Raw genomic sequence first — 15398 nt, forward strand, 5'->3', positions numbered from 1 at the left:
TTATTATTTTTCACACCTTGCTCTCTCAATTTCATAATATTTCATTGTACACCCCGCCTGATATATTTTATCCTCAAGAGATATTTCTCTTTTGAGGATAATTAGCCATTCTGTAATAATCAATTATAGCACAGCGTTTGTTCATGGTCAAGTAAAATTATTGACGCAGCAGCGGGAAAAAATCAAAGTCAGATTTTATGACGTGACCGATAATAGCTTCTTCTATAACATATTTTATAGCATTTACCATTGTTTCACTGCCGTTGTCAACGGCATCGTGCATTTTTATTGCATTTAGCACCAAACTTCTATGAGTTGATTTATGTTCTTCATATTTTTCATAGCCTATTGTTTTAATAATATTTTCTTCTCTTTTGAAATGAGCGTCAACGGTGAAAATTATTTTTTTTAGCAAAGCTGTATCTTTAAATTGATCTGGGAAATGGCACTTTTTTATAAGATCGTTAGACATGTTGATCAACATGCTATTGTCATTATCAATAATTGGATTGCCACTTTTAAAAAAAGGATTCCATTCTATTTCACTGATTTTTTCTTGATTAAACAAACGCAGATCTCCGTTACAGATAATTTTATTTCTGCCGATAGATTTTGCCAGATACAGAGAATTATCCAAAAAAGTGAAGTTTTTTTTCGAACTTATATTTATAGAATACTCTATGACACCAAAGCTGGCAGTAATGGAGCGCAGACCGGTTAAAGCGTTGTTTTCAATGATTTTGCGCATATTTTCTGCTACAATAGCAGCTTTACTGATATCTGTATGCCCTAAGAGAATGATAAATTCTTCACCGCCCCATCTGCACAAAATATCTGACTGGCGTAGATTACGCTCCAGCAGAGCTGCCGTTTCCCTGAGCACGTAGTCACCCTTTAGATGACCATATTCATCATTAATATTTTTGAAATGATCTATATCCAATAAAATCAGAGAAAACTTTTCTTTAGTCCTCAGTGTTTCGGCAACTTTACGTTTATATGCATCCAGAAAGTATGTTCTGTTATAGAGGTTAGTGAGAGCGTCTCTTGTGGCCAGTTCAAAAAGTTTTTCGCTGTCTTTTTGCAGATCGTTATTTAATTTATGCCGGCTTATACATGAATTTATCCTGGACATGAATATAGTAAAATCCAATGGTTTGAGCATAAAATCATCAGCACCTATATTTAGACAGTGCGTAATGTTTTTTTCATTATTGTAGCCTGTAATGATAATAATTATAGTGTCCTTATTGGTTTCACGGGTATGACGGACTAAAGTTTCTCCGTCATAAACAGGCATTACCAAGTCAATAAAGCAAAGATCGAAGCGTTGTTTTTCTCGTAAAAAATCCAAAGAGTTTTGATAATAATCTACATTTTTTATATTATGCAATAAAAAAAAGTCCTTTATCACATCAAGTGCAAAAGGATTATCATCAACGACTGCAATTTTCATTGATTTCAAAGTAGTGATGATTTTTATTTCATCATTTAATGTTTTTAGATAGTTGCAAAATCTGTTGCTGTCAAAATTCTTTTTATAAAAATAGGCCATTATGCCTAACTTAAAATAATATTTTTTTATATTGAAATCATCATCCGGCGAAACTACAATGATTTGGTTGTATGCAGTAAAATTATTTTTGCGTATCATTTTTACTATATAAGGTGTATGGACATCTCTGTCAATAATTATCAAATAAAAATTGTTTTTGTTTATTTCATGACAGGTATCTTCCAGAGATACTGTATATTTATATATAAAACCACTTTTTACCACTAAATTCTGTAATTTTTTTGAAAAAAGCCTATCTCGTCCTATATGCAAGACGTACATTCTATACCTCCAGATTATTCATTCAAATAAAAAGCCAGACTGCACTAATAAATAATGCAGCCTGGCAATCATGGATTATCTCGGTAGACCCAAGGCTTTGCGTCCTTGCCTTTCAGCAAGTTTGCCAACAATATTTTATATAAACGGTATACAAAATAAAATTTCACATAAAATTTCAGATATATAGCGGGCAGATCAAAACTTTTGTTTCATATGTACACCATTTGAACTAAAAAACTCATGAATTATATATATAAATAAACAAAACGGGCTTTCCTTGAGAGTAAAAGAAAGCCCATAACGATCAGGATAATATCAAGAAATTCAGCTGGCTATATCATTTCTGAACATACCATCTGCACCTCTAATGACACCATTGCCGATAGTAATATTTTCTGGTGCATATAGAACCATTGTGTTTGATATACGTTTAACTTCACCGTTGAGTACATAACAAACACCATTGATAAAATCACAAATGCGTTTTTGCGTTTCAGTATCAACTTTTTCATAATTTACAAGTGCAGCGCGTTTTTGTTTTAATGCATCAGCTATAGATTTTACTTCGTCGAATGCATTAATTTTAAAGATAAAAATTTTCATATCAGAAACTTTATTGGCATGTACAGATAAACGAGAGCGAACAGACGATATTGGAGATGACTCAGCCTCTGATGGCACTGGTTCCTGTTTATCAAACTGTCGTTTTTCTTCCAAAGAAGAAGACTCTGACCGATCCCGTTGTTCGGCAGTAACAGAATCGAACGACTCATCCACTTCTTCTATTGGCATTAAGATATTGGCTATTTTGTTTATCAATTTCAATAAAATCACCCCCACTCATCACAAAACACACCAGAATATATTTATTGTTTATTTGTATTCTACGAACAAGAATAAAATCCTTCTAGATCGAAAAAAATTTTTAATTTTATTTCGAACTTTTTCTCATACGACCGCGCCGCTGTTTATCAAGTACAGATTTACGCAAACGCACACTTTGCGGGGTAACTTCGACCAGTTCATCTTTATTTATATATTCCAAAGCCTGTTCAAGGCTTAAGATACGCGGAGGGGTAAGCCTTATTGCCTCATCAGAAGAACTTGTGCGCATGTTTGATACATTCTTTTTCTTGCATGGATTGATATCAATATCAATATCGCGGCTGTTTTCACCGACTATCATGCCTTCATATATATGTTGATTTGGTGAGATAAACATTGTACCGCGATCTTGTAAAGTATAGATTCCGTAAGAAGTGGTTTCACCCTGTTCAAAAGCAACCAAAGAACCACGGGCGCGTCCGGATATGTCTCCCTTATAAGGAACATAACCGTGGAACACATGATTCATAATGCCGTTGCCTTTAGTATTAGTCAAAAACTCGGATCTAAAACCAATGAGACCGCGAGCAGGAATAGTAAATTCCATTCTAAGATAACCGGAAAGCTCTACCATATTGGAAAGTTCAGCCTTACGTGTACCCAGTGATTCCATTACAGTTCCCATAAATTCCTGAGGAACCTCAATAGAAAGATTTTCCATCGGTTCACAAAGCTGTCCGTTTATTGTTTTGTAGATTACTTCAGGTTTACCGATTTGTAATTCAAATCCTTCCCGACGCATGGTTTCTATTAAAATTGACAGATGAAGTTCACCGCGGCCCGATACTTTGAATGTATCGGCAGAATCAGTTTCTTCAACTTTGAGACTGACATTTGTTTCAGTTTCTTTATACAGGCGGTCACGTAAATGACGGGAAGTAATAAATTCACCTTCCTTGCCGGCAAAAGGACTGGTATTTACACCGAAGGTCATGGAAAGTGTAGGTTCATCTATATTTATTGTAGGTAATGCTTCTGGTTGTTCTGCATCAGCTATAGTATGGCCTATACTTACATCACCCAATCCAGTTACAGCAACTATTTCACCGAGACCGGCTTCTTTTACAGGAACTCTTTTAAGTCCTTGATAAACAAAAAGCTGCCCAATTTTTGCCTTTTTCTGGTCATCACCGCTTATTATCACAACATTTTGAGCTTCTCTGGCATGACCGCGGATAATACGTCCAATTGCTACACGCCCTACATATTCATCTGCGTCCAGTGTAGTCACCATTATTTGCAAAGGTCCGTCAGCATCACCCTTTGGTGCGGGGATTTCTTTTATCAGAAGATTCATCAGAGGTTCCAAATTATCGCTTTCATCGTCCATGGAAAGCTTGGCGATACCATCGCGTGCAGCAGCGTATACAACCGGGAAATCGAGCTGATCATCATCCGCACCCAGTTCCATGAAAAGTTCTAAGACTTCATCATAGACATCATCCACACGCTGGTCGGGACGGTCAATTTTATTTATTACAACTATGGGTTTCAATTTTTGTTCTAAAGCTTTTCTAAGAACATATTTTGTTTGCGGCATAGGACCCTCAAATGCATCCACCAACAAGAGTACGCCGTCGACCATGTTTAAAACGCGTTCCACTTCTCCGCCAAAGTCAGCATGACCGGGTGTATCTACTATATTTATTTTTATATCACCGAACATAACAGCAGTGTTTTTTGACAGTATAGTAATACCGCGTTCTCTTTCCAAATCATTGGAATCCATGACACGTTCTGCTATCTGCTCATTGGCACGAAAAACATGACTCTGTCTAAGCATAGCGTCAACCAGTGTTGTTTTGCCGTGATCGACATGAGCAATTATAGCAATATTTCTAAGTTTTTCATTCGTACTCATAATTTAAATACATTCCTCCAGGAAATAATCTCAATGTTAACTGTATATCTTCACTATGATATTATAAATATTCAGCGGTGTCAATAATTTAAAAACAGCATCTTTAGAATTTCCTTCCAAGATAAATCAATACTATTTAAGTGATGACAACAAATAATATTGATAAATGGATATGAAAATCATCTTGCTGAATATGGAAAAATTTTGACAATTATGGCTGAAGCATTATGCAAAGATACTGCAAGTGTGTTATAATTTATAAGGTTGCTCAGATTATAAATTTGGAGGTATCATTAATGGCAAAAGTAACAACTACAGAAATGTTCAAAAAAGCCTATGAAGGCGGCTATGCTATCGGCGCTTTCAATGTAAACAACATGGAAATTATTCAAGGCATCACTGAAGCGGGCAAAGAAGAAAATGCTCCTCTTATTCTTCAGGTATCAGCTGGTGCCCGTAAATATGCTAAACATGTTTATCTTACAAAACTTGTAGAGGCAGCTATCGAAGATACTGATTTGCCAATCGCTTTGCATCTTGACCATGGTGCTGATTTCGATATTTGCAAATCCTGTATTGATGGCGGTTTTACTTCTGTCATGATTGACGGTTCAAAGCATAGTTTTAAGGATAATATTGAACTTACTAAACGTGTTGTAGAATATGCTCATAAGAAGGGCGTAGTAGTCGAAGGTGAATTGGGAAGACTTGCCGGGATAGAAGATGATGTAAACGTATCTTCTGAAGATTCTTCCTATACACAGCCTGAAGAAGTTGAAGATTTCGTAAAATCAACAGGTGTGGATTCACTGGCTATTGCAATCGGTACGAGCCATGGTGCTTTTAAATTTACGCCGGAACAGTGCACTAAAAATGCAGATGGTGTTTTAGTTCCGCCTCCACTCCGTTTTGACATACTGTCAGAAATTGAAAAAAGACTTCCTAATTTTCCTATAGTATTGCATGGTGCTTCATCTGTCATTCCTAAATATGTCGATATCATCAATAAAAATGGCGGTAAATTAGCTGATGCTGTCGGTATTCCGGAAGAACAACTCAGAAAAGCTGCTAAATTGGCAGTCTGCAAGATTAATATTGATTCAGATCTGCGTCTGGCTTTGACAGCAGGTATTCGTGAACATTTGACGGTACATCCGGATCACTTTGATCCGCGCCAGTATCTTACACCAGCCAGAGCTTACATTAAGGAACTTGTTAAACATAAAATTACTGATGTCCTTGGCTGCAATAACAAAGCTTAAACTGAGATCAGCATAAAAAGAGAATAAAATTATTCTTTTAACTGCTCTTTTTACAGCAGACAGTATTACATAGTAAACTGTTGCTGTAAAGGGAGCATTATTTATATTGCATTGCTGTTGCTATTTGAAAGATAATATAGTAGACTTTCGGATAAAGCTAATTGCAGCAGAGCTAATTGTTCTTGTTACTGCAGCTACATTTATAATTAGGAGGATTTATTTTGACAGACAGTAATGAACTAGTACTTGTTATTGATTTTGGCGGACAGTATAATCAGCTTATAGCCAGGCGGGTCAGAGAATGCGGAGTCTACTGCCAAATAGTACCTTATGATTATACACTTGATAAAATTAAGGCAAAAAATCCAAAAGGAATAATTCTTACGGGCGGGCCTGCCAGTGTTTATGCCAAAGATACCCCTCAGGCCGTAAAAGGATTATTTGACATAGATGTACCTGTGCTCGGTATTTGCTACGGGCATCAAATTATTGCCAATGAACTCGGTGGTATAGTGGAACATGCTGATTCAGGAGAATACGGCAAAACCTCAATACAACTGGAAAAGAATGATATTATTTTTGGCGAAATCGATAATGCTGATACTTGTTGGATGAGCCATAGAGATTATGTAGCAAAAGCTCCGGAAAATTTTAAAATATTGGCTACGACAAAGGCTGCACCTGTCGCCGCAATGGCTGATGAAAAACGCAAAATCTACGGTGTTCAGTTTCATCCTGAAGTAGAACATACACCTTTCGGAAAAAAGATGCTGCAAAACTTTCTGTTTAATGTATGTAATGTAAAAGGCAGCTGGAATATGACATCCTTTGCTGAAAGCAAGATCAAACAAATAAAAGAAATTGTCGGCGGAAAAAAAGTCCTCTGCGCTCTTTCCGGCGGAGTCGATTCTTCGGTGGCTGCTGTGATGACGCACAAGGCTGTCGGCAAACAATTAGTATGTATTTTCGTTGATCATGGGTTGCTGCGCAAAAATGAAGGTGACCAAGTTGAACAAATCTTCAAAAATCAATTTGATATGAATTTTATTCGTGTTGATGCCCGCGATAGATTTTTGGGGAAATTAAAAGGCATTTCCGATCCTGAAAGAAAGAGAAAAATAATAGGTGAAGAATTTATCCGCGTATTTGAAGAAGAAGCCGATAAATTAGGGAAAATGGATTTCCTTGTGCAGGGAACAATTTATCCGGATGTAGTTGAGAGTGGTACAAAGACTTCTGCTACGATAAAAAGCCATCATAATGTAGGCGGGCTGCCTGAGGATATGCAATTCGAGCTTATTGAACCACTGCGTGAACTTTTTAAGGATGAAGTGCGTGCAGTCGGCGAAAAATTAGGTATTCCTCATGATCTGGTATGGCGTCAGCCATTTCCGGGACCCGGACTTGCCATACGTGTCCTCGGAGAGGTGACAGAAGATAAATTAGCCGTTACACGTGAAGCCGACGCTATTTTCCGTGAAGAAATAGCCGCTGCCGGTCTTTCTGAAAAAATATGGCAATATTTTGCGTGTTTGCCAAATATAAAATCAGTCGGTGTCATGGGTGACAGCCGTACATATTGTCATACAATTGCCTTGCGTGCTGTTACAAGCTCCGATGCAATGACTTCTGAATGGGCGCAGATACCTTATGAAGTACTCGATAAAGTATCACGCCGGATAGTAAATGAAGTGCCCGGAGTCAATAGAGTGGTCTATGATATAACATCGAAACCTCCTGCTACTATTGAGTGGGAATAAAATAATTTGTCTCGAGGCACTGCCATTTATCCGCCAAAGGGCAAAAATGGCTAGCCTGCCGACATAGACAAAAAGACCTTGTATTAAAGCTTTTAACGAAGCTTATGCAAGGTCTTTTTTTACCCTAAACCCGCGTAAATACAGGGATTTCTGCTTGCGAAAAGAGAGCGTTCACCATGGAGTGGCGGGCATAACTGGCAAAGCCAGAGAGAATAAAGAAAAATGCCCTTTGCAGAATAAATGGCAGTGCCCCACGACATGGTGATATTTTCTTTTATGCTTTTGGGGAAAATGGCACCCGTTCATGCACCTTAGCAACCATATGCATATAATGACCTGCCATTGTAACGGAAGCGTTACCTATGCGCCTTATGTATTCACAGCTTCCGATTACCGGAGCCACGCAAATTGCTTGAAGTTCAAAGGTTTAATATTTAATATCATGACCCGGCTGGCATTGTCACAGTAGCGGACAAGCTGCGCTGTTATCGCACTGCGGCAACAAGATGTTGCTGACAGAACTGGATTCACCGCGCTACTTACTGTGCTTATGAACAGGAGAACAGTAAAATTCCCTATCCTTTGGACAAGCTAAGTAAAATCGTCGAGTTTTTTGGCATTGAAATTACAGCCCTGCTTGATCAGTATAACCTTTTTATACAATGGACAAGGTCAGCAAATACGTGCATTGTGTCAAAGCCTGGGTCTAACGAAAGAAGATTTTGGCAATCTGTATGAATTTCATGTCTATACGGTTAACAAATGGGAGAATGACAGTATTCAAATGTTGAAAAGTACCTGGGTGAAATTGTTTGGTAATGAATAGTAGAATGTCAACGGCAATAAAGAGCTTAGCTTTTTCTATCTCACTCAGCAGAAAATCCGGATAGCAGGAAACTTGCCAAATAAGAAGTTCTTATAGCCATTTACTAAATATACTAACCATTCTAACCAGATTATTGACAGGAATGGTTAGAACGGTTAGGATGTAATTAGAAAGTTTTTGGGAGGTGTGCAAATGGTCTTTCAGGAAAGCGAAACTGTAGAATTGAAAACGATCATTGTAGACGATATAAAAAAAGAGATCATCGCCTTTGCAAACTGCGAGGGCGGGAAACTTTACATTGGTGTTCGGGATGATAGTGAAGTTATCGGTGTAGATGATCCGGATGGGGCAGCTTTGCAGATCAGTAACATGGTGTGCGACGCAATTAAGCCGGATTTGACAATGTTTCTTCATTATGAAACATTGAAAGTAGAGGAAAAGAGCATTATTGCCGTTGAGATTCAGCGCGGAACGCAGCGTCCTTATTATATTGCAAAAAAAGGGTTGCGTCCCGAAGGTGTTTATGTCAGGCAGGGCTATTCTTCTGTACCTGCTACAGATACCGCAATACGGCGAATGATTAAAGAAACCGATGGAGACAGCTTTGAGGAAATACGGTCAATCGAGCAGGAATTGACTTTCGAGGCGGCACAAAAAGAATTTTCAGAAAGAAATATTTTGTTTGGACCGATTCAAATGAAAACATTGGGAATGATCAGTCAGGATGGCATATATACCAATCTTGGATTACTTCTTTCTGAACAATGCGTACATACCATTAAGGCTGCTGTTTTTGAAGGAACAAATCAAAGTGTATTCAAAGACCGGAAGGAGTTTTCCGGCTCTCTGTTTAAGCAGATGGAAGAGGTTTATGATTATATTGATTTTCACAATCAGACGCGCTCTACGTTTGATAAACTGCGGCGTATCGATACCAGGGATTATCCGGAGGTAGCTGTCAGAGAGGCTCTGTTAAATTCCCTGGTACACCGGGAATACTCGTTTAGGGCCAGTACGCTTATCAGTATCTATAGTGACAGAATAGAATTTACCTCAATTGGAGGCCTTGTTTCCGGGGTAACATTGAAGGATGTGTTGATGGGTATTTCTGTTTGTCGTAACACAAAGCTGGCAAATATATTCTATCGTTTGGAGCTGATTGAAGCCTACGGAACTGGCATGCGAAAGATTATGAATGCTTATGAAGTCAGTGGAAAGACACCGCAGATTGAAACATCCGATAATGTTTTTAAGCTTATCCTGCCAAATCTTAATGCGCAGACTGAGCAGAAACAGCTAAGCACTGAAGACGACAGCCAGGAGGAAAAAGTAATCCAACTGGCAAAAAAACAGGGCATGGTAACACGGAAGAAAGTTGAAAAGCTGTTAGAGATCGGACAGACAACCAGTGGACGCCTGCTAAAAAAAATGATAAAAAATGGGCAGCTGATTCAAGAAGGTAAGGGAAAAACCACACATTATCGGCCTTGCTCATAAATATGTTTAGGTAATTATGAAAATCCAAACGAAGAAAATTGTCTTACTACTATCAAAAAAATAAGCAGGAGAAGTGGTTTAAATGCCTTCTCTTGCTTATTTTAGTCTTTAAAAACGTTTTGGATATTGGAAACTAATTCTAGATTTTGTTCTTTGGAGCAGGGCAACTTGGCTATGTACTTCAAGACTGCTTCGGCATGAACGACCGCAATCTTTTTTTGCAAATCGCGCAATCCCTCCGACTCCGAGGAGGGTGGACGATTACTTTCAAATTTACACCCTCCTTCAGCAGATGGCATAAACTGATGAACTTGTGGAATCCTATGATGTTCAACCTAGTGTGTCATCTACTTTGAATTATTAAACAAGTATAGTAAAATGTGATTGAGGATATGATGGTAAATGAAGCATGAGTACCAGATTAACTTAACCACAGAAGAACGAAAAAAATTATTACAAATATTATCTAAGGGAAAAACTTCGGCAAGGCTGGTAAAAAGAGACAATATCTTATTAGCCCTTGATGGAAAAGACCCCAAATCAGAGGAAGCTTGCTGAAGAGCTTCATACTACAGCACAAACCATAATTAGAGTTTCTAAAGAATATTTGACCTCGGTTTTGAAAAAACCATGTAATATAGACGGAATTCAATCCCTCAAATATCGCCCATTGTCGACGGCGAAGCGGAAGCTGGAATTTTGCAGATAGCATGTAGTGAAGCACCTGCAGGGCATAGTCGTTGGAGTTTAAAAATGATCGCTGCTAAAGCTATGGGATTACACATCGTAGAACATGTTTGCCCGGAAACAATTTGTAAGGCACTGAAAAAAACGAAATCAAACCACATTTAAATGCCTATTGGTGTATTCCAAGAAAAGAAAATGCTGCATTTGTAGCTTGTATGGAAGACTTTATGCAAATCCAGGACGATTTTCCCTTCAGACGACAGCCTCCTAAAAATGTTGTATTTAGCAATGATGGACATTACTAAAAAATGGACTGGACGGCGACAAGACTGGAGTCAAATAAGGGCACAGCTGGATATCTATTTTGAAGAACGCCTTTTAGAAAGAGATGTTTAAAGGGCATCACTTTTACAAGCAATACCCTTAAATTATATTACTATTAATTTTATATTAGCTTTTAGTGTTTATACAAAACTTGAAGAACTCTCGAATTTAGGCGATTGACCTTATAAAAGTTGTCCAAATAAGTGTTGACAATCCAATTAAATTTATATTGAGAGTGTAACCCATTCTGTGTAAACTCCATGGATTAATGCTGGAAATTCAAAAATTACGAAAAATATATGCCAACATAATGGCACTAGTTGCCTCGGTTGTTAATCAGCAGCCGGGCTATTTTTTGTCGTCATTCCAAATCAGCTGGTTCGATACGGTTATCGAAATAAATGCAAAGCTGGGAAATAATTTTATTCCAGGCGCGGTTGCGGCCGCTCCACTTCTTGGTGATCTCTATGGTCGCCAGATAGAGCAGCTTAAATAAGGAATCATCTGTAGGAAAAATCGTCCGGTTCTTAGAGACTTTCCGTAACTGACGATTGAAATTTTCAATCTGGTTCGTCGTATAAATCATCTTTCTTATTTCCAATGGGTATTTGAAGTAAGTGGATAGCTGCGGCCAGTTATTTCGCCATGACTGAACCGAAGAGGGATATTTATCGTTCCATTTTTCTTCCAAGGCGTCTAGGGCCACCTCTGCTTGTTCCAGGGTGGGCGCCTGGTAAATTTCCTTCAGATCTTGGACAAATGGTTTCATGTCTTTATAATAGACGAATTTGGTCGTATAACGGATCTGGTGGACTATGCAGCGTTGTACTTCTGCCTCAGGATAAACTGTGCCAATGGCATCGGCAAATCCGGCCAAACGGTCAACGGAGATAATAAAAATATCTTCCGTTCCCCGGTTCCTGATTTCGTTCAGGATGCCAATCCAGTATTTTGCACTTTCGTTGCCGCCAATCCAAAGGCCAAGGAACCTCACGGAAGCATCCAGACGAGTTCCAATGGCGACATAGACCGCCTTTTTTACAACCTGATCCTGTCTGACATGAAAATGGACAGCATCCATGAAGACAATTGTGTATTTCTTGGCCAGCGGTCTGTTCTGCCATTGTTTAGCAATCGGGAGAATACGCTCTGTCATGCGGGAAATCATTTCAGCAGAAGCATCCACGCCATAGATTTCTTTAAGATGAGCAGTGATATCCCGGGTGGTCATCCCCTTGGCATACATGGACAATACTTGGTCCTCAATATTGGAAACGTCCGTCTGATTCTTCTTCACAGCCTGCGGATGGAACTCACCTTTCCGATCACGAGGAATGTCGAGAGCAATATTCCCCATCGTAGACGTCACGATTTTCTTGCTGTAACCGTTCCGACTATCATCCGTATCCTTGTTTTTATAGTCGTATTTGGAGTAACCAAGATGATCGTCCATCTCAGTCTCCAGCATGGTTTGCAGCGTATCTCCGAGAAGGTCCTTGAACATGTTCTAAACACCCTGCGCATCTTCCGGTTGATATGCACTCAGCAGTTTTTGGAGAAATTCTTTACGTTCTGGGGAAAGTCTTCTTTGTCTAGCCATAATAAAAGCCTCCTGAATTAATATTTATTCTAACATTAATCCAGGAGGAATAGTTTATTTTTTCTATTTACACATAATTAGTTACAGTCCCTTTATATTAGCTTTTAGTGTTTACATAAAACTTGAAGAACTCTCAGTAAATCAATCCTTTTTACGTTTATTCATTTTTTTTGCCTCATAAAATGCGAATTCCAACGCATTTCTGAGTCTTTGCCGAGATTCGAAATCTAATTTATGAACTTCACCATCAAACATTATTTCGGTTTGATCAAGAAATTTTGCTAAGTCCATGGTATCTTTTTTGGCAAATTCATTTTTATTACCTTCATTTAGAATATTATCTGCACTTTCTTTAATATCTGTTTTACCTAATAAATAATCAGCTGATACGTTAAAAATTTCTGTCAATTTTATAATAATATCACTCGGAGGCGTCCTTTGCCCAAGCTCATAAAAAGAAATCATTTTAGGTGTCAAATTTAAACGAGCAGATAATTCCCTTTGGGTCAGATTTTGCTCAGAGCGCAAAGTTTTTATACGTTTGGCAATCATATTATGCACCTTTCTGAAATATGAACAATAAGTTCTTTTATATTAAAGTACTACATTTTTTTTTGAAATCCTATTGACTATGTACAAAAATTCATGTACTATTAGTACATGAAAAGGAGTAATAAGATGAATAAATTAAAAATAATCAGAGAAAAAAACAATCTCACTAAGCAAGAATTGGCAAATGCAATTGGTGTTACTGTAAGGTATATTGCTTTTATAGAACAAGGAAAACGAACACCATCATTAGAAATAGCCAGTAAAATTGCTATAATATTAAATAGCAGTATAGATAATATTTTTATAAGTAATTTATGTACTAAAAGTACTTACGAAAAAGAAATAGGTACAGAGGTGAAGAAAATAAAAAGATTAAACCGCTAGGAGATTAAGAAATAATTATTCAGCATATGGACAATGGGAATGCTGCTTGAATAATGTCGACGCCACTTGTTTTCAGTGGGCGTGAATCATGGATAAAATAAATTAACTGAATAATGCAAATTGAGACAATGCAATTGTATAAGGTTAGTTTATACATAAACTAAATCAGCATGAAAGTGTATATACGAGTGGCGGATAATCCTTTAAAATGCCGACACTAAATCATCAAGTAACATGTTAAGCTCGCAGGCTCTAAAACTGTAAAAAGGTATGCATTATGAAATAGGCTGGAAAAGTACGTGGTGTCTATAATTGTTGAACAATATTATTTCTACTGTCTGAGATACGAAAGTGATCTATTCGGATAAAGATATAAGAAGCACGAGTATTGAAATCATGGACATTGTCAACTGATATAGGAAATGAGATTATAAAAGAAAGTCTTCATTAATGCAGAAATGCAGAGATTTAATTTAAGTGAAAAAGTGTTTGACTAAATAATAGTAAAAGGTTATTATTTAAAGAATAATTAATATCATATATATTATAGCTATCTGACAATAAAATTTGCATATTGGAGTTAACTATGAAATACTGTAAAAATGAGAAAAATTTTATTGAAGTCGGCGGAGAGTTTATCACACTTAAGCAGTTGATTGAAACTATTCCAGTTACTGTGGTATTAATTGATAGGAAGGGAAATTGCATATCTAATGGCCAATTCCTGGTGGACTGTAATGCCACATCCAAAAAGGATAGTTTAATCGAATCTGAAATCACGGATTTGAACGAAAAAGTGCGTGAAAATATTAAGCGTGATTTTGAACTTTTTGATCAGGGGAAAAACATGCCGGCGCATGAATTGGCACTTAATGGCAGAATATATAAAGTAGTTGTTGCTCCTTTACGAAATGTCTCCGGTTTTGCATTTGCAGAGTTAGCGGTATTAACAGATATAAGCGAAAATAAGAATGCGGAACATCGGTTAGCCAAACTGAATGAACAATTAAAAGTAATGGTTTCGCGCGATGGATTAACAAATTTGCTTAATAAAAATGCTTTCAGTGAGATATGCAATAAATTAATAAAGGTAGGATTAAGGGAAAATGCCCCATTTTCTGTTATTTTTATTGATATAGATTATTTTAAAAAGGTAAATGATACATATGGGCATTCGATTGGCGATATGGTTTTAAGGAAAGTGGCCGGAGCTATAGTCAGAAATTGCAGAAAAAGTGATATCGTGGGGAGAGTGGGCGGTGAGGAAATCGCGGTCTACTTACCAAATACTAATTGTTATGGTGCAGTCGTTTTGGCAGAAAAAATACGAACGTGCATTGAGAAATCAGAGTTTAGGACAGAGAATATAGTTGTTCGCGTTACTGTCAGTATTGGCGTTTCAGCTAATAAACCATATCATAAAACAATATCTGATATTAAAAAAGATGCCGATAAGGCTATGTATATGGCAAAGAGTAATGGACGAAACAGAGTTGAATGCTTATATGAATAGCAGAATAATGTGTTGAAGCAATTAAAGCCTTGGAATTGATTAAAAAACCAGTATCAGATTTTTTTAATATTGAGTAGATAGTTGACTGCTCTCTAATAGTTATATACGCCTTCAAGCCGATGCAATATAAAATCAGCTTGAAGGTTTTATTTGCGAGCAGAAAATTAAGAACATCTTCGGAGTTTGATTTTATGTATACAGTATAATTTCAATTATTACTTCTGTTTTTATTGACAGATATATTGTATTAATATATGCTTCTATTTTTAATAAAGCCTGTTCTTTTAGTGGTTGAGCGATTGAGTGTGTCAGAGCATAACTATTAATACACAAAGCAGCGTTGCTTATACTATCCTGGGGGTAGTGCAGGCAGCGTTTTTTTCTGGGAGGAAATGCTGTGAATAAAAAAA

10 protein-coding genes and 1 riboswitch are annotated in these 15398 nt (G+C 37.3%); of the genes, 5 read left to right on the forward strand and 5 right to left on the reverse strand.

The genetic code is table 11. The features are described 5' to 3' along the window. Window positions 1-157: 157 nt before the first annotated feature. The 3 genes from I6758_RS07490 to typA all read right to left on the reverse strand — a co-directional run bounded on the left by I6758_RS07490 (window position 158) and on the right by typA (window position 4583). Complete coding sequence (locus I6758_RS07490) at window positions 158-1837, reverse strand: diguanylate cyclase (protein ID WP_196604593.1); 1680 nt, start codon at window positions 1835-1837, stop codon at window positions 158-160. Between the two features lie 52 nt (window positions 1838-1889). Then, a riboswitch (cyclic di-GMP riboswitch) is annotated at window positions 1890-1973 on the reverse strand. 188 nt (window positions 1974-2161) lie between these two features. Next, complete coding sequence (locus I6758_RS07495; RefSeq protein ID WP_196604594.1) at window positions 2162-2662, reverse strand: cell division protein SepF; 501 nt, start codon at window positions 2660-2662, stop codon at window positions 2162-2164. A 106-nt stretch (window positions 2663-2768) separates the two neighbouring features. Further along, window positions 2769-4583: a translational GTPase TypA gene (gene typA, locus I6758_RS07500; RefSeq protein WP_196604595.1), complete on the reverse strand. Its 1815-nt coding sequence runs from the start codon at window positions 4581-4583 to the stop codon at window positions 2769-2771. 296 nt (window positions 4584-4879) lie between these two features. Here typA and fba point away from each other — a divergent pair, with 296 nt between their 5' ends. From fba to I6758_RS07515, 3 genes are all read left to right on the forward strand, one after another. Next, window positions 4880-5845 (forward strand): class II fructose-1,6-bisphosphate aldolase, encoded by a 966-nt coding sequence (gene fba / locus I6758_RS07505; protein WP_196604596.1) that lies wholly within the window; start codon window positions 4880-4882, stop codon window positions 5843-5845. Between the two features lie 218 nt (window positions 5846-6063). Then, window positions 6064-7605, forward strand: coding sequence for a glutamine-hydrolyzing GMP synthase (gene guaA, locus I6758_RS07510; RefSeq protein WP_307225345.1), 1542 nt, complete (start codon window positions 6064-6066; stop codon window positions 7603-7605). 1018 nt (window positions 7606-8623) lie between these two features. Then, window positions 8624-9928, forward strand: a complete 1305-nt coding sequence (locus I6758_RS07515) for an RNA-binding domain-containing protein (protein WP_196604598.1) — start codon at window positions 8624-8626, stop codon at window positions 9926-9928. 1372 nt (window positions 9929-11300) lie between these two features. Here the strand turns inward: I6758_RS07515 and I6758_RS07520 are convergent. Both I6758_RS07520 and I6758_RS07525 read right to left on the reverse strand, forming a co-directional pair. After that, entirely contained in the window at window positions 11301-12443 is a 1143-nt protein-coding gene (locus I6758_RS07520) for an IS256 family transposase (RefSeq protein WP_407947359.1), read from the reverse strand. Between the two features lie 237 nt (window positions 12444-12680). Next, window positions 12681-13091 carry a helix-turn-helix domain-containing protein gene (locus I6758_RS07525; protein WP_196604599.1) on the reverse strand — a complete coding sequence of 137 codons (411 nt, stop codon included), beginning with the start codon at window positions 13089-13091 and terminating at the stop codon, window positions 12681-12683. 126 nt (window positions 13092-13217) lie between these two features. Here I6758_RS07525 and I6758_RS07530 point away from each other — a divergent pair, with 126 nt between their 5' ends. Together I6758_RS07530 and I6758_RS07535 are read left to right on the forward strand one after the other, a co-directional pair. Then, on the forward strand, window positions 13218-13475 hold the full coding sequence (locus I6758_RS07530; RefSeq protein ID WP_196604600.1) for a helix-turn-helix transcriptional regulator: 258 nt from the start codon (window positions 13218-13220) through the stop codon (window positions 13473-13475). Between the two features lie 586 nt (window positions 13476-14061). After that, window positions 14062-14988 carry a sensor domain-containing diguanylate cyclase gene (locus I6758_RS07535; RefSeq protein ID WP_196604601.1) on the forward strand — a complete coding sequence of 309 codons (927 nt, stop codon included), beginning with the start codon at window positions 14062-14064 and terminating at the stop codon, window positions 14986-14988. Window positions 14989-15398: the final 410 nt, after the last annotated feature.

This window comes from Pectinatus haikarae, assembly GCF_015732185.1.
GTDB classification, from domain to species: Bacteria; Bacillota; Negativicutes; order Selenomonadales; family Selenomonadaceae; genus Pectinatus; species Pectinatus haikarae.